The organism is Armatimonadia bacterium (assembly GCA_039679385.1).
Lineage (GTDB): Bacteria > Armatimonadota > Zipacnadia > Zipacnadales > JABUFB01 > JAJFTQ01.
Window position 1 is genome coordinate 1 of the sequence record JBDKVB010000128.1, and the last position, 26114, is coordinate 26114.

Consider the following 26114-nt stretch of genomic DNA (forward strand, 5'->3'; position numbering starts at 1 on the left):
GTTCGCTCCGCCGTGACCAGTCCCCAGAACTCGCGTGCGTCCGTATCCTCCTGCACCTCCGGCTTTCCTGCGCGGGCCCACTGGTCGCAGTACTCGTACAGGCCGATTCCGGCGACCTCAGGGTGCAGCAGGATGCAGGCGATGCTCTGCTTGAGGGTTCGCGCTGCCTCCGCCGGGTCCACATGGAGCGTGTGCACTCCGGTCTGGCTCACCAGCACCGGTCTTCTGCCTGCCGAGGACACCAGCCGGTCGATCTCCGCGCAGTAGGTTGGCCAGCTCAGCGCCTGCTCACGGAACACGTCCCCCGAGAGGAGGTCGAGGAAGCGCAGGCAGCTGCCCTCGGAGGCCGGATCCCAGCGCACCCCGCGAGCGAACTGGTAGGTCGTCGGGCAGTCCCAGCCGATCGCCCGCACACCCTCCTGGGCCTGCTGCAGGAAGCCTTCGAAAGCCTCGCGCATGAACCGCCACCACTCCCAGAAGGCCGGTGACCGCTGCCACTCGACGGGTGGGAGTGCCTCGTCCAGGCTAGAGAGGCTCTTCCCGGTCATCTCGTTGTACTGCTCAGCGGTTCCGAAGCGCCCCTTGAGGTAGCTCCGGTAGGCCGCCAGCGTATCGTCGTCAAAGCCGCCGTAGGTGAAACCCAGGTCGCCGCTGTAGGCGCTCCAGGCGTACTCACTGCCCAGGCTCATGGCCAGTATGCCCGAGCTACCCTTGAGGGCGCTGGCCTGGTCGCGTGCAGCGTCCCGAAGGCCCTTGCGGTTCTCCTCCGACACGTAGACCGGCACCGGGCAGTCGTAACCATTGGCAAAGGTGCTCACCTTTGCCGGGCTGTAGAGGATCTGCGGGATCGTGTAGACGCCCAACTTCTTCCAGGCGGCGACCTCGGCCAGCGTTGTTGCCTGCGTGGGCAGGATGCAGTTCGCACCCAGACCCACGATGAGGCGCTGATCCAGGCCCCTGGTCGCCGGCGACAGCTCCCAGCCTTCGCGCGGATGGTAGGGTGACAGGCAGACGCCGCGCACGAAGACGGTCTTGCCCTCCGGCGTTCGAAGACCCCCGGCTGCCACAGGAGGCAGTGCTAGGAGTAACAACGCCAGCGACAAGAGCAGGCCGGACGTGATAGGATGGGGAATTGTGTACGAGCGTGGGCCAAGCATTTCGGGTTGTTTGACCGACGGGGGAGAAGAAGGTTCCGCCTTGGGGGCGGCGATACCCTGTCGGCATGTCCCTTCTGGAGGGTTGCGGCCGCACCTTCGCCCGGATCGGGGGTCAGCTCCAATGTGCAGATATGCGTTACTGTTCCTGCTTGCCTGCGGGCCTGTCTTCAGCGCGCCTAATCCCCTGGTGCGCGAGGCGGTTCAGTTCGCCCTCTGGCACAGTGGTGACAGCCGCGAGCGGCGCACCATCAACGAGGTCCTGGCCGGCGCCCAGCGCAGCCGTCCCGGCCTGAGTGTCGTCGCAGAAGGTCATCCCGGCACCGATCCCTATCGCCAGATGCAGCTTTGGTGCAAGACCGGCGCTGCAGGTGTGCCCGATATCGTGGTGCTCCGCGACCAGTGGCTCCCCGACTTCGCTGCCTTCCTGGAGCCGCTCAACGCTCGCCTGTATGCAACCGACCTGCGCAACATCCCCGAGGCCGTGCGGTCCCGTCTGCGTTTCGCCGGGAACCTCTACGGCGTGCCCTGGCAGGTCAACACCTTCGCCCTCTACTACCGTCCCGACCTCCTCGATGCGGCCGGTATGCTTCCGCCCCGCACCTGGGAGGAGTTGCTCATCTGTGCCCGACGGGTCCACAACCCGCCCGAGGTCTATGGCTTCGGCCTCCCGGGCAACCTTGACGGCGGCGCCGCTGAAGCGCTGCTGCAGATGCTCTGGTCCTATGGGACAGACCTTCCGGGCCTCGATCGCCCTTCTGCCTTGCCCGCCGAGGTGCTCTCGCGCTGCCTGCAGTTGTACAGCGACCTGCACGCGGTTGCCGAACCCGAAGTGCTGTCCTGGAGTCAGGATGCCCTGGAGGACCACTTCCTCAAGGGTAAGCTGGCGATGATCGTCGCCGACAGGACCTTCCGCGACCGCCTGGAAGCGCAGACCTCGGCCCCGAAATGGGCAGTGACGTCGCTTCCGGCGGGAACCTCCTCGGCCGGTCGGCTCACCGTCGATGTGGCCTGTGTTTTCAAGTCCTCGACCCATCGCGAGGCGGCCGCCCATGTGCTGCGATGCCTGACGACCTTCGAGGCCGTCACTGGGCTGACCAAAGTCGGGAGCGTTCCCTTCCACACCGACTTGGTTCGCGACTTGCGCCTGGACCCACTTCAGGCCGCCTTCAGCGCGAACCTCGAGCAGTCCAGGGGACTACCCTTGCAGCGCTGGCCTTCAGCCCGCGACGCCTTCTCGGAGGGCCTCGTGTACTTGCTCTCGGGCCGCATGTCCGTCGCCGAAGCTGCCGACCTGATCCAGAAGCGCCTGGCCGAGGGCGAGGCACCGCACACTCCCTGACGCAGACCCCGCAATCCGCTTGAAGACCGGGCTCTGCCTCCTCACCAGCCGACCGGTGGCGTCCAGGTGTCCGGCACCTTCAGGTCCACCCCATCCAGCCGTCCCCGACGCTTCACTGGCCAGATGATCCGTGTCGCTCGACCGATCACCTGCTTCGCGGCGAGGGTGCCGATGTCTCGGCTATCCTCGCTCAGATTGCGGTTGTCTCCCATCAGGAAGAGCTGGCCGTCAGGCACCCTGGTGAACACGGGGCGCTCCGGCAGGTCCGGCGCCTTCTTGATGTACGGCTCCACCAGCCATTCGCCGTTCACCCACGCATGGCCATTCACCACGCTGATCCAGTCGCCACCCACGCCGAGAACCCGCTTGATCAGGATCTCATGCCCCTGCGGGTGCTTGATCACTAGCACGTCGCCATGCTGGGGTCCTCGCTTACGGTAGGCGTCGATGCGAATCAGGTAGTAGTCGCCCCGCTGCAGTGTTGGCTTCATGGAGTCCGACACGACCATCCCGACCCGCACATCCCGCCAGACCCAGAGGACCACCAGCAGCGCCAAGGCAAGGACAACTGAGCTGCCCCAGCGGCCTACGGGGCGGTTCAGGCGTTGCCAGAGCGTTAGCTGACTTCCAGCCCGTTGTGAAAGCATGCGGGACAAGGGTGTACGCCTCCAGAAAGGCCCAGGGTATGCCGATATGGCCCAGGGACTTTCGAGTCACAACGTCCGCTTCCCTAAGCGGGTTCCATGGACAGCCCAGGCCCAGTGTAGACCGTACTATATTGCTGATTAACTTGAGCAATCAGTAAAGGCATAGTATAACAGTCCATGTAACAGTTAAGCCGACCGCATCAGTAGGGGGAAACAGAATGAAGCGCCGTGCAGTCGTTCTTGTCGCACTCATGGTTGTCATACTGTCGTTCGTCGGCTGTGGGGGAGGAGGCGGCGGTGCGTCGACACGTGTAGACGCCGCACTCGTCGGAACCTGGAGCATCCAGAGCGTAACGCTGGACTCCGCGCCCCAGGCAGTCAACTGGTCAGAGGTCCTGGTTGTTAACTCAAACGGCACCTTCCGCAACGACAGCAACGAAAGCGGGACCGCGCACTTCATCAGTGGAACGCTCAACGCCGCCGGCGGCAGTTTCTCCGCCAGGGTAACCAAGTCGTCGGACCCGGCACAGGTCGGCAACACCCACAGTGGCAGCTACACGGCCTCATCTGGGCAACTGAGCATGACGACGAACGAGGACGGCCACCAGCGCACCGTCGTCTACACGCTCTCCGACAGTGCCGACTGGGCTGTCAACGCGTCCTTCACCGGGCGCTGGGTGCTTGCCTCTCGCACCAGCGACGGTGTGCCCTCCTCGCCCGACACCGCGGTGCTGGAGGTCACGGCGGACGGCTCCTTCCAGCGCTGGACCGACAATGTCGACAACTGGGTGAAGGGCCTCGTCCTGACCAAGGGCAATCAGGTTCGCCTCCAGTGCACCGATGTCCACACCTCCCAGGGGCCCGGCACTCTGGTCGAGGGCACCTACACGCTTGGCAACAACAGTATCCTCCTGACCATGCAGGATGGCGGCCACACCGTGGTCGAGACCTACTCGAAGCTCCAGACCACCACCTCGGCCATCGCCGGAGAGTATCTCCTGGTGTGCGCCAAGAAGGGCGGCAATCTGGAGGGCATCGGCGCAATGGTCATCACCCTGGGCGCCGACAGGTCCTACAGCGTTGTCGACAAGAACTCCGGCTCCACCGTGGAGTCCGGCGTCCTGGAGTTCTCCTCCAACGGTCAGGTTGTGATGCGGGTCACGACTAGCGACGATGCGGGGGCCGTCGGCTCCTTCAAGACTATGTCCTGCACCCAGGCCGACAACTTGCTGCAGTGCACGGAGATCGCGGACGAGACCAGCATGATCAAGCTTGCGAAACTGACCGGCAACGTCGGCGCCGCCTCGCAGGGCACCTGGCTTATCACCGCGTCGAAGGCCCCCAGTGGTACGACAGAGGCACCACTTGGTGACAACGGGACCACCGTCAACGTGAACGCCTCCACACTCCGGGCCACGTCGTGGAGCACCACGCACCGAACCGGCAGCACCCTTGAGGCCTCGGTCGTCGTCTATGGCGGCCAGTACTGGCTCGTGCATCGCACGAGTGGAAGCTGGGATGGCGTTGGTCCTACCTCGGTGCGTCCGACAGTGGTCAGCGACTGGCAACTGTTGGTCAGCAAGCCTGTGGGCAGTCCCACTCAGCTCTATGCCACCCCGTTGGGTCTCAGTGAGGATCCCTTCGAGTACTGCGCGGTGTTCGACAGGTGCGATGCCTCCCTGCCCACAAGTCTGGTCGGCACCTGGACACTGCAGAGTTGCACCGTGAACAACGTCCCGCAGAGCGTCACTGCCGATAGCTTGCAGGTTACCGGCGGCGGGTTCTACACCTACACCAGCGGGAGCTTCTCAGAGACCGGCGCTGTAAGGACCTTCGCAGGCAAGGCCGGCGAGACCACCGTGGCCAGCAACACCCAGACGGGCGATGTTGGCAAGCTGAGCGCCTTCCGCTACTCGGTGTCCGGGAACCAGCTCACTATGCGGCAGCACCAAGACGGAACCGGGAACATCGTATCGATCTACACCAAGTAGTCAGCACCCATAGCCGCCACCCGGAGGGGCGGAGCCGATAGGGTTCCGCCCCTCTTCTGCGCCTATGGCCATCTCACCAGCACGGGGGTAACAGAAGCATGCGTAGAGCAATCGCCGCTGCCGTACTTGCCGTTGCCGTGATAGCACTCGTCGGCTGCTCGGGAAGCAGCGAACCCGTCTCCCGAGTCCCTTCGCCTCTTGTCGGCACCTGGCGTGCCGCGTCAATAGCCCTGGACTCAGAGCCCCAGGAACTGTACTGGGCCGAGGTCGTTGTCATCAACTCGGACGGCACCTTCCGCATGGATAGCGATGAGGGCGAGACCCCTCACACCGTCAGCGGAACCATCTCCGCCTCCAACGGAACCTTCACCGCCAGGATCACCGAGTCCTACGACGCCTCTCAGGTGGGCACGACTCGCACCGGCACCTACTCGATCACCTCCGGCCGCCTCACCCTCACCACCAACTCAGGTGGCCATGAGCGCGTCGTGGAGTTCGACCCGCTCGGCGATGCAGACTGGTCCGCGAGCTCGTCCCTCACGGGTCGCTGGGTGCTCGCCTCGGAGGCCACCAACGGTGTCGTCTCCGCGACAACGGCCCCGGTGCTGCTGCAGTTGGGCGCGGATGGGGCCTTTGTCCGCTACGAAGGCCGCACTGACAACGGCGTCAAGGGCCGCATGCTGACCAAGGGCGACAAGTTCCGGTTCCAGTGCACCGAGATCATCACGGCCCAGGAGCCCGGAACCCTCTCCGAGGGCACCTACGCGCTGCGAGGCAACCAGTTGGTCCTCACCATACCTGAGGACAGCGGCACGAAGATGGAGACCTACGAGAAGCTCCAGCCCACCACCACTTCCGTCGCCGGCGAGTACCTGACGGTGTACGCCGAGGCTGACGGCCAGTCGAATCTGCGTGGTGTCCCCATCTTCACCCTGGGGGCAGACAGGACTTTCAGCATGGTGGACAGGAATAGCAGGCTTGGGGGTGCGTCGGGGATCCTAGAGTGCTCCTACGCAGGCCACCTTGTGCTGCAGTACCGCTGCTGCGAGGGCGACCGCTGGAAGGAAGGGCGCTTCGAGACACTGTCCTGCACCCGCGACAACAACCTCCTGAAGTGCGCTCTCCTCAGCGAACCCACTAATCTCACCTGGCTCGCGAAGCGCGTTGGGAACATCAGCAATGGCGCGCGAGGCACCTGGCTCTGTGTCGGCGCGACAACTCCCTACACCTCCGTCGAGCAGGTTGGCGACAGCGGCATGACTCTTACCGCAAACGCCTCCACCCTTCGCATGAGGACGTGGGCCCCGTGGAGCCCAAAGGAGACCACGCTTGAGGCCGATGTCGTCGTCTATGGCGACTACTACTGGCTACTGCATCGGACTGCTGGTGAATGGGACCATCTGGGCGTCAACGCAGCTAACACCGCGGCAACAGCTAGAGACTGGCGGGTCCATGCGGTCGACGCTGCGAGCCGCACCGGCGACCTGCGCCTTGCCACCTTCTACGAACACAAGGACCCCTTTGAGGTCCACCTATCCCTCAAGCGCTGCGACGGCTATCTACCCGCCGGCCTGGTGGGCGCCTGGACGCTGCAGAGCTGGACCGTCGACGGCACGCCTCAGACCGTCACTCCTGACACGCTGCAAATCAACAGTGGCGGCACCTACTCCTACTCGACCGCCGGCTCCTTCGAGTCCGGTACCGTGGCGACCTTCGGGGGCAAGGCCGGTCAGACCGTCGTGACGAGCTGCTCCGATCCACAAGGCATCGGCAGGCTCAATGCCTTCTTCTACACTCTCTCCGGCAACCAACTCACCCTTCGCATGAACCGTGAGCTCGAGGGTGACGTTGTGCAGGTCTTCCGCAAGTAGCTGCAAGCTGTAGTCTAGACCTCGAGGGGCGGCAGCCACCAGGCTTCCGCCCCTCTTCGTATGTGCCGGGCAAGCAGTGACACCGCAGGCCCGAACCGGGTACAATGCCATGAGCCGCCCAAAGGCGGCCCAGGGAGATCACTTGACCCATTTTCTCGACGACGAGACCTACCTTGGCCTCAAACCCGTTCGCGACAGGGGACGGGCCGTGCTGCTGTTCCCCAATGCCTACCGGCTGGGGATGTCCAGTCTCGCCCTGCAGACTCTCTACGCCCTGCTCAACAACGCCGGACTGGTCTGCGAGCGCGCCTTTCTGCCGGACGCAAAGGCACGCAAACCCCTGGCGACAGGCCTTCGCTCTCTGGAGTCCGAGACCCCACTCGGCGGCTTCGAGTTCGTCCTACTCTCCAGCTCCTTCGAGCTGGACTGGCTGCTGATGCCCGCGCTCCTGGAGGCCGGTGGGATCCCCGCTCGCCGCGAAGACCGCGACGAGATGCACCCGATTGTCCTTGCAGGGGGAGCAGCCGTCACCGCCAATCCCGAGCCCCTGGCCGGGATCGCCGACGTCCTGGTGCGAGGAGAGATCGAGCCGATCGCGGCGCAGTTCCTGGCCATCCTCATGGGTGCCGAGTCACGCGAGGAGGTCTTCGCCGGCCTTGCGTCCCTGCCCGGCGTGTACCTCCCGTCACAGGCCTCCTCGGCACAGACCGTGGAGCGCCTCGTCCAGCGCCAGCTAGATGAGGTTCTCACGGAGACCTCGGTCCTCACCCCACACACCGAGTTTGCGAGCCGCTTCCTGATTGAGGTCAGCCGTGGATGCGGACGCACCTGCCGCTTCTGCATGGCACGACAGCTCTACCATCCGCTGCGGGTGCGTCACCTGGATGCTCTGATGCCGCGCCTTGAGCGCGCCCTGGGGTATACAGACCGCGTCGGCCTCGTTGGGGCAGCCATCTCGGACTATCCCTGGGTCGATGAGCTGGTCAGCCTGCTGCGCGAACGCGGCGCCAGCCTCTCGGTCTCCTCCGTGCGCGCCGAGAACGTCAGCGAGGCTCTGGTCAGGGCGCTTGCACAGTCCGGCCAGGACACCCTGACGCTGGCTCCCGAGACGGGCAGTGATGCTCTGCGTGCCGCCATCGGCAAGACCTTGACCCGCGAGCATCTGCATCGCTGTCTGCGCCTTGGCCTGGCCGCCGGGATCTCTCACTTCAGGCTCTACTTCATGCTAGGCCTACCGGGTGAGCAGCCGGAGGACGTCGAGGCGATCCCGCAGCTCGTTGCCCACCTGCGCGAGGAGAACCCTGGCGCCCTCCTCAGCGCCTCCATCAATCCCTTTGCACCGAAGCCACACACGCCCTTTGCCCAGGCCCGAGTCTTGCCCGAGGCCGAGGTTACTCGCAGGCTGCGCCAGGTGGCCAATGCCCTCCGCAAGGCGGGTGTCCATGACGTGACCACCGATTCGCCCCGTGCAGCCGAAGCGCAGGCAGTTCTCGGTCGCGGCGGACGTGAGCTCAGCGAGCCCCTGATCGCCGCCTCCTTGCAGGGGGCAAGCCTCGGTGCCTTCCGCCGTGAGGTCAACCGCACCGACCGCACCTGGGGCGACTACCTGACACCGGGCGAGGACCGCAGCTGAAGGCTGACCTTCCGGGTACCAGTCCCCCGGGTACTGCACTCACCTTCCCAGCACCTGCAGGAGGCCGCCATGACTTCCGATGCTTCCGCCACGAGCCCCAGGACCCTCACGGGTCTCGATGTTCTTGAGCGCGATGGCTGCAGCGCCCTCTCCGGAGCCCGCGTCGCACTCATCACGAACCCGACCGCCGTCACCCGCAGTCGCCGCCACCTCCTCGATGTGCTGATCGAGGGCGGCGTGAACCTCGTGGCCCTCTTCGGCCCCGAGCATGGGATCCGCGCCGACCATGATGAGACCTTCCGGGTCACCTCCAGCGTCGACGAGGCCACCGGGCTGACGGTCCACAGCCTCTTCTCCGACATCACCCGACCCACGGCCGACATGCTGCGCGATGTCGATGTCCTGCTCTTCGACATCGCCGATGTGGGTGTCCGCTACTACACCTACACCACGACCATGGCTTACTGCATGGAGGAGGCTGCAGTACACGGGCTGCGCTTCATGGTCCTCGACCGTCCGAATCCCATCACCGCCACCCGTGTCGAGGGACCGGTGCTCGATCCTCCCTTCCGGGGTCTGGCTGCGCACCACAGGGTTCCGACCCGGCACGGTCTGACGGCTGGCGAGTTGGCCCGGTTCGCGAACCACGAGTACGGCATCGGCTGCGACCTTGAGATTGTGCGTTGTGAGAACTGGCAGCGCGACCAGTGGTTCGACGAGACCGGTCTGCCCTGGGTCAACCCCTCACCCAACCTGCGCAACCTCAACCAGTGCCTCCTCTACACGGTCTGCGCCGGGATTGAGTTCTCGCAGATTGCCGTCGGGCGTGGCACGGACAGCCCCTTCGAGGTCTTCGGCGCACCCTACATCGACGGAGTTGAGCTATCAGCCCGCCTCAACGACCTCACCGATTGGCCGCTGCGCTTCGTCCCAATCGAGTTCACGCCTCGCTCGCACCGGTTTGAGGGTGAGCGCTGTGGCGGCTGCTTCCTGTTCACCACTGACCGCGAGAAGCTCCGGCCCGTGGAGGCCAACCTCCGGATTGCCTGTGAACTGGAGGCCCTCTACCCGTCGCAACTCGACGCGCGACGCAGTGAGCGCCTTCTCGGCGGCCCGGCCATCGCCGAAGCGATCGCGCAGGGAAGCTCTGCCGACCAGATCATCGCCTCCTACCAGGAGGGCCTTGCCGACTACGAAGCCAGGCGCCCTCAGTATCTTCTCTACGCCTAACGGGTGCCTGTGTTCGGCCATGTCCAGAATCGACGAACCCGCCGCGATGGTGCGCGGCGGGTTCGCTACTTCGTGAGCTCTACCCGGGCGGCCAGGTGTCTGGCTCCTGGCCCGGAGGTCTCATACCGTCTAGAACGGTGGCGGCGGCGGCCCGCTTCCGGTAGGCGTCATGTACACATCGCCGAGGGCGTTGGCGCCCATGACTACCGTGATCGCGCTAGTCAGATTGTCGTAGTTCGTCGCGGTTGCCGTCAGTGTCTGCGTCCCCACCGGTACGTTCGTGATCGTGAAGCTGCCATCAGACAGCGAGGTTGCCGAGAGCGTGCCGATGGCCACCGTGGCGCCGGCGATCGCCGCGCTCGTGGTGAGGTTCTTCAGTCGCCCTGTCACAGTACCGACCGGAGTCGGCGTTGCCATTACCGGGCCGACCCACGCCGTCATCTGCGTGCCGTTCGTCGCTCGAATTCGGTAGTTGTAGGTCGTGCCCATTGCTGCGGTGCTGTCTGTGTAGGTCGTCTGTCCTACCAACGTGGTGACCAGGGCCACCCAGCTTCCGCCCGAGGCCTGTCGCTGGATCTCAAAGGGGGTCAGACTGTCCGAGGCGTTGGTGTCGGTCCAGGCCAGCGAGACCGAGCTGCTCGTGAGGGCAGTCACCCGGAAGTTGCTCGGTGCCGATGGCGGCGTCAGCGTACCTGAAGTCGTGACCGAGACCGGTCCGGCCCAGGACGAGGCGCTGGAGGTCCCGACCGCACGAACCTGGTACTCGTAGGTCGAGGCCGCGTTCAGCCCCGGGTCCGTGTAGGTGCTGACGTTGGCGCCCAGAGTGGCCACCGTGGCCCAGTCCACCGTCAGGGGAGAGGTCTGGCGGCGCTGCACTTCGTACGCAACCTCACTGCCCGCCCGGTCGACCCACGTGAGCGTCACGGAGGTGTTCGTGTGACCGGAGGAAACGAAGTTAGTGGGCGCCGCTACCGTCGTCGTGTCGCCTCCGCCACCTCCCCCGCAACCCACAAGCACAAAGACACCTGCAAGGCAAAGAACGATCGCGCTATCGCGCACAAGCCTGAACATTGGCCGCTCCTCTTACCCTTATCGATAATGGCAAAGTCGCTGGTCTGCCACGTGTGCTACACGAGGAAACGCCCGGCGTGCTGCTCCGGTCCTAGACGGGCATTGTACCCGTTGCTGTCGCCGCTTGGCAACCGCCCCGGGGTCGCCTTGTTTGACGGTTCCCGTCTCACCTAGGTTCCACGCAGGTCCAATCCGTTACCATGGCGAATCCACCTCCGTTGCGTCTTCAGGATCCGCGCAGGAGCAGGCTCCAATGGCAGGGCTGCCACTACCTTCGCTCACGCTTGTGGTGCTGCTGGTATGGCTACCAGTAGCCTCGCCGGCCGTGGAGGCAGGACCCGTGGTCAGCACCCCGGTGGTCTTCCAGGAAGACTTCTCCCACGGCATGCAGAACTGGTGGGCCGAAGGTGGCGTCCGTGTGTGGGTGCAGGACGAGCGTCTTCACGTCAACGCCGATCCGACCCCCGAGGAGGCCGACAAGCCGGCGGTCTGTACCGTGTGGTGCAAGCAGCCCTTCTCCGGAGATGTGCGCGTCGAGTTCGATGCTCATGTTGTCTCCTCCAGCACGAACACGAACAACATCAACCTGTTCCTGCACTACTCAGACCCTTCCGGCAAGGCGCTCTACGAAACCCGCAACCTGCGCTCGACGGCTGACTACAAGCTCTACCACGTGCTCAGCGGCAACATCCTGACCTTCCTGAACGATACCGACACAAAGCCCACACCGCCGGCCGATCAACAAAAGGCGCGGGTCCGTCTACGCCACTGCCCGGGCTTTGAGCTGCTCGGCCAGGCCTACACCTACCATTGCCGCCAGGGCGTCACCTACCATGTAGCCCTGGTCAGACAGGGCACGCGTCTGGCCTGCTACGTCGACGGCAACCTGCTGCTCGAGGCGCAGGACCCAAAGCCGCCATCCAGTGGCCTTCTCGGTCTACGCACCTTCCGCACCTATCTGTGGTGGGACAACATCAAGGTAACAGCTCTCTCAGGTGCCGAAACGCAGACCCGCTAGGCCGCCGCACCGTCAGCACCCAGCCACTTGTTGCCCAGATATCTTCGGCCTCTCCAGCGCCCCGGGGACCGCTCATCACTGCCCGGGTCAGGGAATCTCCTTCATGGAACCGGATGGGCTTTTCTCACAGGAACCCAAGTCATCCTCAACCCAGACCTCACGCGACGGGACGCCTCTGCGCAGGCGGCTCCGCAACTGGTGGAGTCTCGCTCGCGTTGAGCTCGGGCTGCGGCGGCTGCCGGAGGGTACGCGAGCCGACTACGTTGCTCCCGTTGCCACCCGGGCTGCGGAGGAGGACGACCCCGAAGCGGTACGGCGCATGCTTCCCTATGCGTTGTCGGGCCTCGGCTTTGCGGTGCTGGCGGCCCTGATCTTCTGGGTCTACGGCCTGCTAACCGCGCAGCCAACTCCAGGGGCCGCCACCTCTGCCCAGGAGTACGTCCTGCGGTCCCTGGACCGCGTCGCCGCCGGTGATCTCGCAGGTGCCCAGACGCTGCGCGACGAGGCCCATCACAGGTTCCCGCGCACACTCCAGATCTACCTGCTCGACGGCTATCTGCTGTCAGCCGACCGCCGGGCGGGTCCCGCCCAGGCCAAAGACCTGCTTGAGAAGATGAACGCCGGCCGCGCCAACCTCAGCCAACTGGTCACCCTTGCCGGCTACGGCCTGTCGGTCGGGCAGACCGACACCGCGCTGAAGGCCCTTGAGACTGCAGTCAAATGCTCTCCTCGCAGCAGCGAACTGGGCCTGGTGCGGGCCTCTGCCTACCTCATCGCAGGCAAGACACAGGAAGCCCTGGACGAAGCGAACCGTCTCGAAGAGCTCATGGGCCCTTCGGCGCCACCCTATGATGTGCGTGGACGAGCCTACATGCAGATGGGACGTCCCGACCTGGCTCGCCCTCAACTCGCCGCCGCTGTGGAGTACTCACCCAGCACTGCCCATCTGCGTCTGGCGCTCGCCGATGCCCTGACCCAGTTGGGCGACACCACGGGCGCCCTGACCCAGATCAACGACGTCCTCAGCTACTACCCAGACAGTGCCGACGCCTACGTTGGAATGGCGATCCTGAAGGACAAGCACGGCTCCACAGATGACGCCGAGAAGGCCCTGCGCGAGGCGCTCAAGATCAACCCGAACCACGTCAAGGCTCTGAACAACCTCGCCTACCTCCTCGCCGTCACCAGGAGCCGGCCGGCTGACGCCTTGCCCTTCGCCGAGCGGGCCGCCAGGCTTGCTCCCAACGTCCCCCAGGTCCTCGACACTCTAGGCTATGCCTACAGCCTTCTGGGCCGCAACAAGGAAGCACTGCCGCTGCTCGAGAAGGCGGCTGCCTCGCTTCCTGATAACCCCGACGTGCAGAACCATCTGTCACGCACCCGAGCCGCTCTCAATCACTAGGTGCGGCGGTTCCCTCAGCCCAGTCTCCAGTCTCTCGGCAGAACCACAAGAGGAAGTCGGGTGTCCCGCTGGAAATAGTGTCCCTGTAGACCCCTTGGCCGCGAGATCCTGTCTCCAGGAGGCGATTGCATCACCATGTCACCCGATTTCGCCCCAGACCGCTATGATACGATGCCCTATCGCCGTTGCGGATGCAGCGGACTGAAGCTCCCGGCACTGTCACTGGGGTTGTGGCAGGCCCTCGGTGAGCCGGGCAAGGAGGACCTTTGCCGCGAGACCGTCCACTATGCCTTCGACCACGGTGTGACCCACTTCGACCTCGCCAACAACTACGGGCCACCGCCGGGCAACAGTGAGCGCATCATGAGCAAGATCCTCTGCCACATGCCGCGCGACGAGGTGATCATCTCCACCAAGGCCGGGTATACGATGTGGGAGGGTCCCTACGGTGACTGGGGCTCCAAGAAGTACCTCGTCGCCAGCCTCGATCAGTCCCTGAAGCGTATGGGCCTGGAGTACGTGGACATCTTCTACCACCACCGGCCTGATCCCGAGACGCCGCTGGAGGAGACGCTTGGGGCCCTCGACCTGATCGTCCGCCAGGGCAAGGCGCTCTACGTCGGCGTCAGCAACTATCCGGGCGATCGCTTCTGCGATGCCGTCGACACGGTTCGGGCCCATGACTGGGCTCCGCTCACAATCCACCAGCCTCGCTACAACCTTCTGCAGCGTGGCATCGAGACGAACCTGCTGCCCTACAGCACTCGTCTGGGCACGGGTGTCATCGCCTTTGGCCCGCTGGGTGGCGGCGTCCTCACAGACCGCTATCTCAAGGGACTGCCGCCGGACTCGCGCTGGGGGAAGAGGGGAGACGAAGGCCACCGGTGGTGGGAAGACCAGAAGGACAAGGGCGTGTGGGACAAGGTCGAGGCCCTGACGCAGATCGCCGACGAGCGCGGACAGACCCTGGCCCAGATGGCTCTCGCCTGGGTTCTGCGCCTTCCCGGAGTCACCAGCGCCCTTATCGGGGCTTCTTCCGTCGAGCAAGTTCGCCAGGACCTCAAGGCCCTCGACAACCTCGACTTCAGCTCCGAGGAGCGAGCGCGAATCGACGCCTTGACGCAGTAGCGGGGCTCCCGCGAAACCGACCACAGCTTGACGCACCGAGGCCAGTGGGGCATCATGGCTCTCGGTTTTGGACCCTGAGTGCGGAGGTTGCCTACGTGTTGCCTGGAACCGCGAACCGAGCCTTCCTGCTTTGTGCTGCCCTGCTTTGCACGACCTTTCTGATCACGCTGCCAACCTCCGGGGCCATCGCTGCCTCGGGTTCGGTGGCACGGGTCGTCACCACCGACCTGTGCGTCTACGGTGGCACACCGGCCGGAGTCATGGCGGCCGTACAGATGCGTCGCATGGGTCATACGGCGGTGATCGCCGAGCCCGGTAAGCACCTCGGCGGCATGTCCTCTGGAGGCCTGGGAGCTACCGACATCGGCAATGCCGACGCTATCGGGGGAATCTCGCGCGAGTTCTACAACCGCGTGGCCGACTACTACGCCACGGTCTACGGCAAGGATTCTGCGCAGTTCAAGGCCTGTCACGGCGGCTTCCGTTTCGAGCCCCACATCGCAGAGAGGTTCTTCAACCAGTTCGTGGCAGAATCCCAGGTGCCGGTCTACTACAACCAGCGCCTGCAGGAGGTCCGCACCCGCAGCCGCATCCATGAGATCCGCATGGAGGACGGCACCGTCTACCGCGCCCGCATGTACGTCGATGCGACCTACGAAGGCGACCTCATGGCCATGGCGGGCGTGTCCTTCACCATCGGGCGCGAGGGCAACTGGAAGTACGAGGAGACCCTCAACGGGGTGCAGTTCGGCCGCGGCTCTCACAACTTCCGAGTGCCCATCGATCCCTTCCGCAAGCCTGGTGATCCTGCCGGCGGCCTGCTCAAGGGAATCTCCCCGAATGACCCCGGCGTGCAGAACGAGGGCGACGACCGTGTCCAGGCCTACAACTTCCGCATGTGCCTGACCAAGGATCCCGTGCTGCGTGTGCCCTTCCCGAAGCCCAGAGGCTATGACCCGGAGCGCTACACGATCCTGGCGCGCTATATCGAGGCCGGCGTCTGGGATGCCCTGAACTCGAGCATCCCCATGCCCAATGCCAAGACCGACACCAACAACTGCGGCGCGTTCTCCACCGACAACATCGGCATGAACTACGAGTGGCCCGCGGCCGACTGGAAGACGCGAGAGCGGATCTTCCAGGAGCATCTCACCTACCAGCAGGGCCTGATGTGGTTCCTCTGCCACGACCAGCGAGTCACCAAGGATATCCGCGATGCGGTCAACCAGTGGGGCCTGTGTCGCGACGAGTTCACCGACAATGGCGGATGGTCACCACAGCTATACGTCCGTGAAGGCCGCCGCATGGTGTCCGACTACGTCATGACTGAACACAACTGTCGCGGTGCCGCCAAGCCGCTTGACTCGATCGGTCTGGCCGCGTATACAATGGACTCCCATCATACCCAGCGCGTGGTCAAGGACGGGCGAGTGGTGAACGAAGGGGATGTCCAGGTCGGTGGGTTCCCACCCTACCCGATCTCCTATCGCGCGATCGTCCCCCGCTTCTCCGAGTGCCGCAACTTGTTCGTTCCGGTCTGTCTGTCCTCGTCTCACATCGCTTACGGGTCGATCCGGATGGAGCCGGTGTTCATGGTTGTCGGCCAGTCCGCCGGGACGGCAGCAGCCCTGGCCCTGGAGGGCGACGTCTGGATCCAGCGCGTCGATATGAGCCGGTTGCAGGCCCGGCTCCGCGCCGATAGCCAGGTTCTGGCGTGGACCAGGGTCGCAGCCCCCGCGCCGGTTTTCGAGGCCCCGGCGATCGCCGCCTCTTCGCTGAAGGGAGTGGCTCTGGACGACCGCGACGGAGTGAAGCAGGGACAGTGGACCTCCTCGAACATGGCCGCGAGTCGTCGCCTGGGCGTCGGCTACCTTCACGACGGCGACATCAACAAGGGCTCCTGCTCCATCAGCTACACGCCTGATATCCCCACCGAGGGTGAGTATGAGATCCTCGTGCTCGGGCCGCCGCATGCGAACCGTGCGACCAACGTGCCCGTCACGATCAGGGTTGAGGGGCGTCCCGACGTAACCGTCCACATCAGCCAGAAGATCGACACCACCGAAGGCTTCTTCTCTGTGGGCAAGTTCAGCCTGCCGGCAGGGAAGGCCACTACTGTGACTATCTCCAACCGCGACACCGACGGTTTCGTCGTTGCCGACGGCATCCAATTCCTTCCGGTCGGTCGCTGACCCTCAGGGCACCGCCAACCAGGATACGCGTTCAAAGGTGTGCATCGTGAATACCGTACAGGCCCCTGAAGTCGAAGTTCAGACGCCGCCCAGTCCCGCTCCCACCGAGAAGCCCGCTGCCCCCAAGTCAATCTGGCCCGGCCTCCTACTCGCGGTGCTCATCGCCGCGCCCTCAGCCTGGCTGGGCAGCACGGCCCTCAAGCTCATCGGCGGCCCGGTGATAGCCATCATCCTCGGCATCCTCATCAACAACGTGGTGAAGGTTCCGGCCTCGGCTCGTCCAGGCATTGCCTTCTGCAGCAAGAAGATCCTCCAGGGCGCCATCATCGTTCTTGGTGGCAGCCTCAGCCTCAGGCAGGTCTGGGAGACCGGCCGCAGTTCGCTGACGGTCATGCTCCTCAGCCTCTCGGCAGCCCTTGTCGCCGCCTTCGTGATCGGCCGCTTGCTGAAGGTTAGCAGCAACCTCATCAGCCTGGTCGGTGTCGGGACCGGCATCTGCGGCGGATCGGCCATCGCGGCCGTCGCGCCCATCATCAAGGCCGACGACGACGAGATCGCCTTCTCCATCTCCACCGTCTTCATGTTCAACGTCATCGCCGTCCTCATCTTCCCGCTCATCGGGCACGCCCTGGCGATGAACGACAACAGCTTCGGCCTCTGGTCCGGGACTGCCATCAACGACACCTCCTCCGTCGTGGCGGCCAGCTACTCCTTCAGCAAGGAGGCCGGCGACATCGCTACGGTCACCAAGCTCGCACGCACCACAATGATCGTCCCGATCTCTCTGGCCTTCGCTCTGCTGGTCTCACGTCGCCGCGGTCAGGGCAGCTACAGCCTGCGGAAGGTCTTCCCGTGGTTCGTTCTGGGCTTCCTGGTGGCTTCGGTGGTGAACACGCTCGGAATCCTGGGCCCGCACTTCCCCCCCCTTGCGGGGGAGGCAGGTAAGCTCATGATCGTTCTTGCGCTGGCGGGAGTGGGGTTGGGTGCTGACCTGAGGAAGATGATCCAGATTGGGCCGCGCCCAATCCTCATGGGGTTGCTTGTGTGGGTCGTCGTGGCCCTCTCGAGCCTGGGGGCACAAAGCCTCACCGGGCAACTATAGGTCCTTGCAGCCGGGCCCTGTCCTGGGGTCCGGCTTAGCTGTATCCACGAATCAATAACCCCCGCGACCTGAGTCAGCGGGGGTTATTGGTTGTCGATGAGGTTTGCTTACCCTACGACGGTCACGTTTTCGGCGCGCGGACCTTTGGAGTCCGACACGACGTCAAACTCGACCTCGGCACCTTCGCGAAGACTGCGATAGCCCTCGCCAACGATAGCAGAGAAGTGCACGAAGACATCGGTGCCGTCCTCGGCAGCGATGAAACCGTAACCCTTCTGGTCGTTGAACCACTTGACCTTGCCAATAGCCATGGTAGAAGCGCACCTCCTTTTTCCAGTGTTGGCTAGTCGTTCACCTGCAGCCAGGACTGGAATGGTGCGCCTGTCCAGCGAGACAGCAAGATGGAACTTAAGCCCATTTTCCCTCCGGGCCACCTACGTGGGGCGGAGCGAGACAACGGTACCATAAGGCCCCCTCCGAGTCAATCCTTTTTTTGTTCGTGTTGCCGATTGGGTGCGGAATGGGGTCTTGACAACCAGAAAAGACACGATACACTAACACCTGTCCGCAGAACGGGTGGGCCAATCAAGTTTGCGGCCCGTCCGTATACGTTTTCATATCCGGTTCCGGCCCTGTACCACCGGCTGCCCTGGTGCTGATCCGCGATGCCCAGACCCTACGAGTACCTTGATCACACTGCCGACTACGCTCTACGGGCCTGGGGCAAAGACTTCCCACAATTGCTCGCCAACGCGCTCGAGGGGTTCCTCTGCCTTCTCGCGGACACGACCAACCTCACGCCCTGCGCGGACCAGACCTTTGAGGTTCAGGGCGATTCCCGCGAGCAGGTAGTCATCCGGGCGCTCAAACGGGTCCTGGAGCTCCGCGACGATGGGGACATCGCGCTGAGGGCCCGCGTCCTGTGGGCCGATGCGGCAGAAGCCTCCGTGACGGTGGGTACCGTGCCTCTTGGCGAGCACCGCGACCGCCTGGGAGCGGCCGTCAAGGCAGTGACTTACCACAACGTCCAGATCCGCGAACACGAAGGCGGCCTCGCCGTTGAGTTGGTCTTCGACACTTGATCGAACTGGTGCTGGGGGAGACGCCCTCGCCGTATGTGGCGCTGCGTAGTCCCTCGTCAACTTAACTCTCACATAAGATCGGCTTAACCGGCGCCTAGTCTCCGCCGATAAGGCTTATGTTGGTCGGCCGCCTGAGCGGTCGGCTTCGCACAGCTTCACTTGCTCCCCAGGTACGGACCTGCGGTGGCTTGTTACCATGCACTGGTGGTCGAGATAATGCAATCTGCACAACCCAGACGAGAAGAAGACGCCGGGCTTGCCCCACATCTGGTCCACTTGCTGACAGCCGCACGCAACCGCGTCGGCCTGCACATGCTCCTGCTCTTCGGGCATGACCCAACGGCCTGCGACACCGCGAGCGGATTCGCCCTGCGCCTCCACTGCCCGGTGGCCGAGGTGGACGATGCTCTGCGCGCTCTGCGGGATCGTGGCATCCTTGGCGCCTCTCGCTGCCCGGGAGCGGATGCGCCTACGGCCTACTGGCTCTCCGAAGATGCAGGCCTGTTCCGCAGCCTGGGCGACCTCGTCAAGACCTACTCCTCAGACCCGGACGGGCGTCGCCATCTCTTCCGCGCTCTCGGCGCCTGATCTCCGCCGCCCCAGGAACACGATAGGGGACAGGTCCACTGCGACCTGTCCCCTTTGCTTGCTGCACTGGTGACGGTGACCTGATGGACACCATCGCTGCTACGGCACGACTTGCACCAGGTCTCCCAGTACCGTGCTGAGCCGGTTCTCATCTGCGGACGAGAACCCGACGTGCAGTCGCTGCCGGAACCCCTCGCCGTAGGCGACCGGCTTCGGCGCGAACTCGGCCATCTCCGCGCAGTTGTCGCGCATGGAGATCAGGTATGCGTCCTTGCCCTGGCTGACGTCCAGCCAGTCCTTCTGCGAGGCGTGACGCCGCAGCATCTCCTCTTTGACGCCGATCTTCTCGCTGATGTCCACTAACAGCCCCGGCTTGATTGCCTCGCGCAGCGGACCAAGGTTCCCGTAGGGCTGAGCATGGTAGAGGAACACATCCTGCATCGTTGCCTGAACATAGGGGTGAGACGCCCAGTTCGGCATGCCACGGCTGAAGCAGGCAGTCACCGTTAGGCGGGCGGCGTTCTGGTGATCCTCCATGTAGTCCTGCGGAGACTGCGTCAGGACGATCTCCGGCTCGATCTCCCGGATGATCGCCGTGACCTGCCGCAGCACTTCGGCCTCGTAGAAGATCTCGAGGTCATTGACCAGGCCCTCATGATAGGTGGCGCCGATGACCGAAGCCGAGGAGTGTGCCTCGGAGGCCCGGATGCGCTTGATCTCATCATGGGAGTGGACTGCCGAACCGCAGTTGCCGTTGGCAATCGTGAAGATGTGACACTCGTAGCCGGCGTCCTTGAGTAGCGCCAGGGTGCCGGCCATCATGAACTCTACATCGTCTGGATGGGCTGCGGTTGCTAGAGCAACCTTCGAGTCTGGCATTCTCGCATCGCTCCTGACCTTGCTAAGTCCCACGACCGCGAATCCTTCCTCGCCTGCGGGCTCAGACCTCCTGTCCCTTCACCAGGAGGAAGTGTGCCCTCCTCGCAGGAACACAACCAGCGAGTTGTTGCTGCCCGCCGCCCTTACCGCTCCTGGCTGAAGCACACCGCCCACACTAAGTGGAGACTGGCCCATGGACACTTCGCCGCAAGCTCGCTATGACCGCGTGCGGAGGGCTGTGAACCTGCAGCGTCCCGAGTGCCTTCCCTGCTCCGACTGGACCTGGATGGAGTACCGCCCCGAGCTCTACCACCTGGGCAGCATGGAGGTCGTCCCCGACGAGATCGGACAGGTCGTCGTCTCGGCCGATGGCAAGCGGCGGTTCACTCGTGACGGCGGCGTCTGGGCAGTGGGGGACAGGGAGCGCTTCCGAACCTACGAGGACGTGCTCAGCGTCGCACCGGATGGCTTTGAGGTCGAGGCCGTCGGCCCAGAAATGCTCACCAAGATGGACCGTCTGCTTGTCGACGCTCGCACGCGGGGCTATCCAATGGCCCTGCACTACGCGACCTTGCTCACTCGGGCGACCCTCGAGTTCGGCTGGGAACCCTTTCTGGTCGCGGCAGCACTTGAGCCGGAGCGTTTCGGGGCTCTTCTGGAGCGCTTTGCCCTGGCCTCTCTGTCGGTGATCTCCGGCTGGTGCTGCGTCGAGGGCGTCGAGATGATCGCGATCCACGACGACATCGCCGCGACGCGTGGCCCCATCTTGAGCCCCGACTGGTGCCGACGATGGCTATTCCCCTGGTATGGCCGCTTCTTCGAGGCCATCCATGCGGCCGGTCGGAGGGTCATGTATCAGTCCGACGGCAACTACCTGCCGGTCCTCGACGATCTGCTCGCCCTGAAGCCCGACGGCCTCTTCGTTGAGAGCTCCTCCCTCGATCCGGCCGAAGTGATGCGGCGAGGTGGGCCCGGGCTCCTCTATCTCGTCAAGACGGATTCGCGGGCCATCGACGTCGGGACTCCGGAGCAGATTCGCCGCGAGTTGGAGAAGCTGCGCTCCCTGCATCAGCACTACCCGGGGATGCTGATGTACCGGGGTGGAGGCAATCCCTCGCCGGAGAACGCCCGGGCCTTCTCTGAGCTGTACCAGGAGCTGCTGGTCTACTCCTAACCCGCTGCCCGTCTTGCCCCAGGCACGAAACGGCCTCGTGGACTTCTGCCGGACGTGCCGGCGACCACGAGGCCGTTGACTACCACTCAGCTTGTGCAGCCCGTCGACAGGCCGCTACTCCTTGATCCAGGCTCCGTCGCACTGGCAGGCCTTCAGACAGCCTTCCAGGATGCAGGTCCAGTGCTTCTGGATCGGGTCCTTCTCGGCGAAGGCCGCGGCGATCTGCTCGGGCGTGACCTTGCCCGCCGGCGGCTCGGCGTTGGTGATCTGGCCGCCCCACTTCGGACCCTCATCACCCAGCAAGGCGTACTTCTTGGCCCACTCACAGCGCAGGCGGTCCCACTTGCCCAGGCATGCCTCGAAGCCGTTGCAGCCGATCACCGTGCACTCGTCATCGGACAGCGCCGCGACCGGGCACGCCTCGATGCAGGGCGCCTCGCAGTCCTTGCACGGCGAGATTTCGGACAGCGGCTCATCGATGGGCAGCGCAGCGTCGGTGACGATAGCGATGAACCGTTGCGTCACACCGTACTCGGGGGTGATCGCGGCGCCGTGCATGCCGATCCAGCACAGACCGGCTGCTGCCGCCGCGAAGCGGTTCGAGAGCGCATCCGGCTGGGCTCCGCGCGGATTGGCGACCACACTTCCCGAGTCGGACAGGTCGGTGGTGATGACGGACTTGAAGCCCATCTCCTCCAGCCGTCGGGCGGCCTTGACTGCCATGTACCGCAGCCAGCGGTTCGCCTGGTAGGTGGCGTAGGAGTACGGGCCTACAGCCTCCGCCGGCGCCTCGGCTGCTCGCTCCAGGTTCAGCGTCGGGAAGTGGTAGCCGATGACCAGAACGCTCTTGGCGTCCGGCAGATAGTCGCGCACGTTGCGGAGGCGGGCATCCTCTTGAGGTGCAATCTCCGCCTTGACAGGCTGGTGCATGCCGCCCTTGTCGACCACGTTGACCTTCAGCGCCCCTGCGTCGACGGTCGGCCGGTACTGGTCGATCAGTTTGTCGATGCAGGCTGGATCGGCCACGCCCACCATGTCCGCTCCCTCCTCAAGCAGGATCGCCTCGAGGTCGTAGCGGGCCTCGTCCATGTCCTGCGGCGTCTCCGGTTTGACCGGATGTGCGCGCTTGCCCGACTGCAGGTATCCGCTCGTGGCGATGCATGACCAGTAGACCCGCGTTCCGAACTCGGGGGTAACGGTGCGGCCCTTGGCGTTCGACTCGCCAAGACCGGTCGCAGCAATCGCTTTGGCGATGTCGATCTCGGTCCCCGGCACTGCGGAGTAACCCAGGCTCTCCAGGTACCGCGAACCATCCAGGCGCATGAACCAGAGCCAGTCGACGAGGACGCTCCCGGTCAGCGGCTCGGGGCGTGCATCGTCGGCCGGCGTCTTCGGATCCTGCAGCGACTCGGGCACGCGGATCCCGAACACGACCACCGACTCCGCATCCGGCAGAGCTTCGCGCAGGTTCAGCCCGGCCTTCTCGCACTCGGCCCGCGAAGCGATGCCGATGATGTCGGCCTCCATGTCAAACAACTGCTTGCACAGGTTCTCCGTCGCCGGTCGATCCGGAAGTATCGGATCCGGGTCGTTCACCCGATCCTTCATCGGCCGGGCGTCCATGCCCCGGCGGAGTCGGCGGAAGGGACGGCAGTAGTCGGGATCCTTCAGCCGCAGGTGCGGGGGCAGGCAGAACCGGAGGCAGGAGCCGAACTCGCCGCCACGCTTCCCATGCTCTGCCAGTTGCTCCAGGATGACCTGCTCGTTCACCACCTCCGGCTTCGGCAGGTCCAGGTCCAGATCGAAGTGCTCGCCCCAGGCGCAGCGCCACTTGTTCTTGTTGCAGTACCGGACTTCCTTGCCGCCGATATCCAGCACATGCTCGCCCTTGACCTCCTTCGAGAAGGCCTCGGTCGGGCACCACTTCCGGCACTGCATGCAGCGGTCGCACAGGGCCGGGCCGTCGTACAGCGGCGTCGGCTCCAGGTCGGCGTCGCACACGAGGCAGCACAGGCGGACGCGCGGGCCGTACTCCGGTGACATGAACAGCCCGTTGAAGCCGATCTCGCCCAGTCCGGCGGCAACCGCTGCGTGGATGTCGGAGAGGTCCGGCGTGAAGGTCTCGTCGATGTCCTTGTAGGGCCGGAAGCGCCAAACGTTGGTGGCCGGAATCGCCACCACCTTGTACCCGCAGTCGTCGATGTAGCGGGCGAGCTGGAAGCTGATGCACTCCAGCTTCGTGTTCATCGCGTACTGGACCGCATAGGGCCCCACATGCTGGGGCGTGTTCTTGCCGTCTTCCTCGCCGCCCATCTCCACGGCTGCATCGGGGTGGTGGATGCCGATCACAACCACGGTCTTGGCCTCCGGGAGGTGCCCCTGCGGAGACATCATCAGCGGCGCGTTGGCCCAGCGCTCAACCGGCGCGACGCCCACGAGGTCCGCGCCGAGCTCCATGGCCATGGCTTTCAGACTGTCGGTCAAGGCAACGTCTGCCATCTGGAACAACTCCTCTTTGTGGATCGGCCAGAGCCCTCCGGCCGTCCTCTGAGCCCTTGCCTTGCGGCTAGGCCTAGAACTGCATCTCGTAGATATGCACGCCATGGGGAGCGAAGTCCACCGTGAGCTGCCGGCCCTTGGCGGCGATTGCCCCTGCCTGGCCTTGCAGCCGTACAGACTTCGGTGTCGCTCCCAGATCGAAGGTCGCCTGATGCGGCTGAGCGTCGCCACTCGCCGCGATCAGGTATACGGTACCACCAACGCGTCGCGTTGTGAAATGCAGCCACGTGCCCTCTGCGTCAGCCTTCACCGTGAACTCCGGGGCCGGCTCCACCGACAGGATGACCGGGATCATCGGCTTGACCTCGGCGGCCATCTGCTTCACTCGGCCCCACTGGGTGTCGAAGGGCGAGCTGGTGTCTCGGCGCAGGTCCATGAAGGAGTAGTAGATCAGCCCCTTGGCTCCCTCGGCGATGCACTGCCAGGTCATCGAGCGCATCTCCTCCGGGGTCGGCGGACGCTTGCCCTTCCTATCCTCCTCAGTCTTGCTATAGGTCCCCCAGTTGAACACCTGGGGCACCATCCATACCGGCCGCGTGTTGCCCACACTGGCCACGCTGGCACGAGTCCACTCGCCTGCTCGGTTGGCGCTGCTGCTGGGGATCGGGTAGGGGTCCGTCCCGATCGCATCAAAGGTGCGCCGGTACTTCTCTAGCAGGCCCACCTGGTAGAGCACGATCCAGGTCGGGTGGTTCGGGTCGAGTTCCCGCATCCACTGCTGGTGCGCTTCGAGGCGAGGCATGTGCTCGAGTCCCAGTTCGTCGTTCAGATACCAGGCCAGGAGCGCCGGGTGCTTACCGTAGGTCTTCACCTTGCCCTCGAGGAAGGGCCGCTCGTCCTCCACCGACTTGATCTCCTTCGGGCACCAGGTGGTTCCGAAATAGGCATCCTTCACGCTGTAGATGATCTTCAGCCCGAACTTCGCCAGCAGGTCCATCTGCTCCGGCGTCGCCGCCCCGTAGGGCATCACGCAGTTGAAGGGACTGTCCGCCCAGAGCTCTGCATCTGTCTCGTTGACGCCGCCGGCGTACATGCCCAGCGGGAAGAAGGGCTTCCCGTCGACGATCAGCCGGTTGTGCGAGTCGATGTAGTTCCTTCCGGAGTTGGCGGGCTGGGAGGCCAGCACCTGGATTGGCCAGGTCTGCGCTCCGAGTTCCTTGTCGCCCTTGGCCAGCAGGGACACCGTGAGTTGGTAACTCCCCGGAGCCAGGTCAGCCGTCCGGACTGTGATCGGCTGCGGGCTGCCCGTCGGGACGACGCGGTTGGTGCTAAGGGCCTCGCCCTTCGACCCGAGAACCTGGCACTGGATGGTGACCTGCTCCGGCTCAAGCTCGTAGTCGGTCAGATTCATGTCTACCCGCAGGACAGCCTGCGGCGTTCCCTGCAACATCTGTCCGCGGTAGTTCGGCGACAGCAGCACCGTGTCCATGGGCGACTCGCGGTGCTGGCGCACTTCGACGTCATCCCACCAGGCCTTGCCTGTCATCCCCTTGCGCACGTAGCAGGTGATCGTTACGGAAGCTGCTTCGGCGGGAAGGCGGCCGGTGAAGGACTTGAGTTGCTTCCAGTCGGTCGTTCCCTTGAAGCCCGAGGGGTAGTGGCCGCCAAGCCACTTTCCATCGCGGCCGGTCCACTCGAGGCATACCGTCGCCCCGTTGTCCTCGCCCTGTACGTTCTCGGTCTTGATCCACGCCGAGGCCTCATACGACTTGCCGGGCTGTGCGACAATCGTCTGCGTGAACATCACATAACGCTTGGCATCGTTGTTCACGTACTGCAGCGCGCGGCTGCCGCTGTGTGCGGGCGTCGCAACTGCGCTGTACACTGCGGGCTCTCCGTGCCAGGCCGCGAGAACGCCCTGTGCATCCACGGTCTCGAAGCCCGGATTCTGAACCAGGTTGGGCGGTTGCCAGACCTCCTGCGCGGCAGCCATCACGGCCACCAGCAGACTCACGGCTACCAGCAAAGCTCTCATGATGGGTTAACCTCTCCTGTCATCTTGGAACACGAAACGGCCCCTGCGAGGTCTGCAGGGGCCTATTCTCCCTCGT

At 64.5% G+C, this 26114-nt stretch carries 20 protein-coding genes; 13 read left to right on the forward strand and 7 right to left on the reverse strand.

Features of this window, described 5'->3' with window-relative positions; genetic code table 11:
- A partial coding sequence (locus ABFE16_14140) for a hypothetical protein (protein ID MEN6346436.1) occupies nucleotides 1–1067 on the reverse strand: 1067 nt, incomplete at its 3' end.
- A gap of 211 nt (nucleotides 1068–1278) precedes the next feature.
- Between ABFE16_14140 and ABFE16_14145 the strand changes: the two genes are divergently transcribed.
- Nucleotides 1279–2496, forward strand: a complete 1218-nt coding sequence (locus ABFE16_14145; GenBank protein ID MEN6346437.1) for an extracellular solute-binding protein — start codon at nucleotides 1279–1281, stop codon at nucleotides 2494–2496.
- 41 nt (nucleotides 2497–2537) lie between these two features.
- Here the strand turns inward: ABFE16_14145 and lepB are convergent, their stop codons facing one another.
- Complete coding sequence (gene lepB / locus ABFE16_14150) at nucleotides 2538–3143, reverse strand: signal peptidase I (GenBank protein ID MEN6346438.1); 606 nt, start codon at nucleotides 3141–3143, stop codon at nucleotides 2538–2540.
- A 218-nt stretch (nucleotides 3144–3361) separates the two neighbouring features.
- On the opposite strand from lepB, the gene ABFE16_14155 reads away from it, so the two are divergent.
- The 4 genes from ABFE16_14155 (at nucleotide 3362) to ABFE16_14170 (ending at nucleotide 9868) form a co-directional block, all read left to right on the forward strand.
- The gene (locus ABFE16_14155; protein MEN6346439.1) at nucleotides 3362–5134 is read left to right on the forward strand and encodes a hypothetical protein; all 1773 of its coding nucleotides are present in this window, start codon (nucleotides 3362–3364) and stop codon (nucleotides 5132–5134) included.
- Nucleotides 5135–5232: 98 nt separating this feature from the next.
- A complete protein-coding gene (locus ABFE16_14160) occupies nucleotides 5233–7005 on the forward strand; it encodes a hypothetical protein (GenBank protein MEN6346440.1) in 1773 nt (590 codons plus the stop codon).
- Between the two features lie 142 nt (nucleotides 7006–7147).
- A complete protein-coding gene (locus ABFE16_14165; protein ID MEN6346441.1) occupies nucleotides 7148–8638 on the forward strand; it encodes a radical SAM protein in 1491 nt (496 codons plus the stop codon).
- 69 nt (nucleotides 8639–8707) lie between these two features.
- A complete protein-coding gene (locus tag ABFE16_14170; GenBank protein ID MEN6346442.1) occupies nucleotides 8708–9868 on the forward strand; it encodes a DUF1343 domain-containing protein in 1161 nt (386 codons plus the stop codon).
- A gap of 129 nt (nucleotides 9869–9997) precedes the next feature.
- Here the strand turns inward: ABFE16_14170 and ABFE16_14175 are convergent, their stop codons facing one another.
- The gene (locus ABFE16_14175) at nucleotides 9998–10939 is read right to left on the reverse strand and encodes a fibronectin type III domain-containing protein (GenBank protein ID MEN6346443.1); all 942 of its coding nucleotides are present in this window, start codon (nucleotides 10937–10939) and stop codon (nucleotides 9998–10000) included.
- Between the two features lie 253 nt (nucleotides 10940–11192).
- Between ABFE16_14175 and ABFE16_14180 the strand changes: the two genes are divergently transcribed.
- From ABFE16_14180 to ABFE16_14200, 5 genes are all read left to right on the forward strand, one after another.
- Nucleotides 11193–11957 carry a DUF1961 family protein gene (locus tag ABFE16_14180; protein ID MEN6346444.1) on the forward strand — a complete coding sequence of 255 codons (765 nt, stop codon included), beginning with the start codon at nucleotides 11193–11195 and terminating at the stop codon, nucleotides 11955–11957.
- 103 nt (nucleotides 11958–12060) lie between these two features.
- On the forward strand, nucleotides 12061–13359 hold the full coding sequence (locus tag ABFE16_14185) for a tetratricopeptide repeat protein (protein MEN6346445.1): 1299 nt from the start codon (nucleotides 12061–12063) through the stop codon (nucleotides 13357–13359).
- Between the two features lie 135 nt (nucleotides 13360–13494).
- Complete coding sequence (locus ABFE16_14190) at nucleotides 13495–14487, forward strand: aldo/keto reductase (protein MEN6346446.1); 993 nt, start codon at nucleotides 13495–13497, stop codon at nucleotides 14485–14487.
- A 95-nt stretch (nucleotides 14488–14582) separates the two neighbouring features.
- Entirely contained in the window at nucleotides 14583–16679 is a 2097-nt protein-coding gene (locus ABFE16_14195; GenBank protein ID MEN6346447.1) for an FAD-dependent oxidoreductase, read from the forward strand.
- A 130-nt stretch (nucleotides 16680–16809) separates the two neighbouring features.
- Nucleotides 16810–17781 (forward strand): YeiH family protein, encoded by a 972-nt coding sequence (locus tag ABFE16_14200; GenBank protein ID MEN6346448.1) that lies wholly within the window; start codon nucleotides 16810–16812, stop codon nucleotides 17779–17781.
- Between the two features lie 107 nt (nucleotides 17782–17888).
- Here the strand turns inward: ABFE16_14200 and ABFE16_14205 are convergent, their stop codons facing one another.
- Nucleotides 17889–18092, reverse strand: a complete 204-nt coding sequence (locus ABFE16_14205) for a cold-shock protein (protein MEN6346449.1) — start codon at nucleotides 18090–18092, stop codon at nucleotides 17889–17891.
- A gap of 354 nt (nucleotides 18093–18446) precedes the next feature.
- Between ABFE16_14205 and ABFE16_14210 the strand changes: the two genes are divergently transcribed.
- Both ABFE16_14210 and ABFE16_14215 read left to right on the forward strand, forming a co-directional pair.
- Complete coding sequence (locus tag ABFE16_14210) at nucleotides 18447–18863, forward strand: archease (GenBank protein ID MEN6346450.1); 417 nt, start codon at nucleotides 18447–18449, stop codon at nucleotides 18861–18863.
- A 216-nt stretch (nucleotides 18864–19079) separates the two neighbouring features.
- On the forward strand, nucleotides 19080–19451 hold the full coding sequence (locus ABFE16_14215) for a hypothetical protein (GenBank protein ID MEN6346451.1): 372 nt from the start codon (nucleotides 19080–19082) through the stop codon (nucleotides 19449–19451).
- A 99-nt stretch (nucleotides 19452–19550) separates the two neighbouring features.
- On the opposite strand, the gene ABFE16_14220 is transcribed toward ABFE16_14215, so the two are convergent.
- On the reverse strand, nucleotides 19551–20330 hold the full coding sequence (locus ABFE16_14220; protein MEN6346452.1) for a PIG-L deacetylase family protein: 780 nt from the start codon (nucleotides 20328–20330) through the stop codon (nucleotides 19551–19553).
- A 193-nt stretch (nucleotides 20331–20523) separates the two neighbouring features.
- Between ABFE16_14220 and ABFE16_14225 the strand changes: the two genes are divergently transcribed.
- Nucleotides 20524–21504 (forward strand): uroporphyrinogen decarboxylase family protein, encoded by a 981-nt coding sequence (locus ABFE16_14225; protein MEN6346453.1) that lies wholly within the window; start codon nucleotides 20524–20526, stop codon nucleotides 21502–21504.
- Between the two features lie 114 nt (nucleotides 21505–21618).
- Here ABFE16_14225 and ABFE16_14230 read toward each other — a convergent pair whose 3' ends face one another.
- Together ABFE16_14230 and ABFE16_14235 are read right to left on the reverse strand one after the other, a co-directional pair.
- The gene (locus ABFE16_14230; GenBank protein ID MEN6346454.1) at nucleotides 21619–24003 is read right to left on the reverse strand and encodes a hypothetical protein; all 2385 of its coding nucleotides are present in this window, start codon (nucleotides 24001–24003) and stop codon (nucleotides 21619–21621) included.
- Nucleotides 24004–24076: 73 nt separating this feature from the next.
- The gene (locus ABFE16_14235; GenBank protein MEN6346455.1) at nucleotides 24077–26038 is read right to left on the reverse strand and encodes a hypothetical protein; all 1962 of its coding nucleotides are present in this window, start codon (nucleotides 26036–26038) and stop codon (nucleotides 24077–24079) included.
- Between the last annotated feature and the right edge of the window lie 76 nt (nucleotides 26039–26114).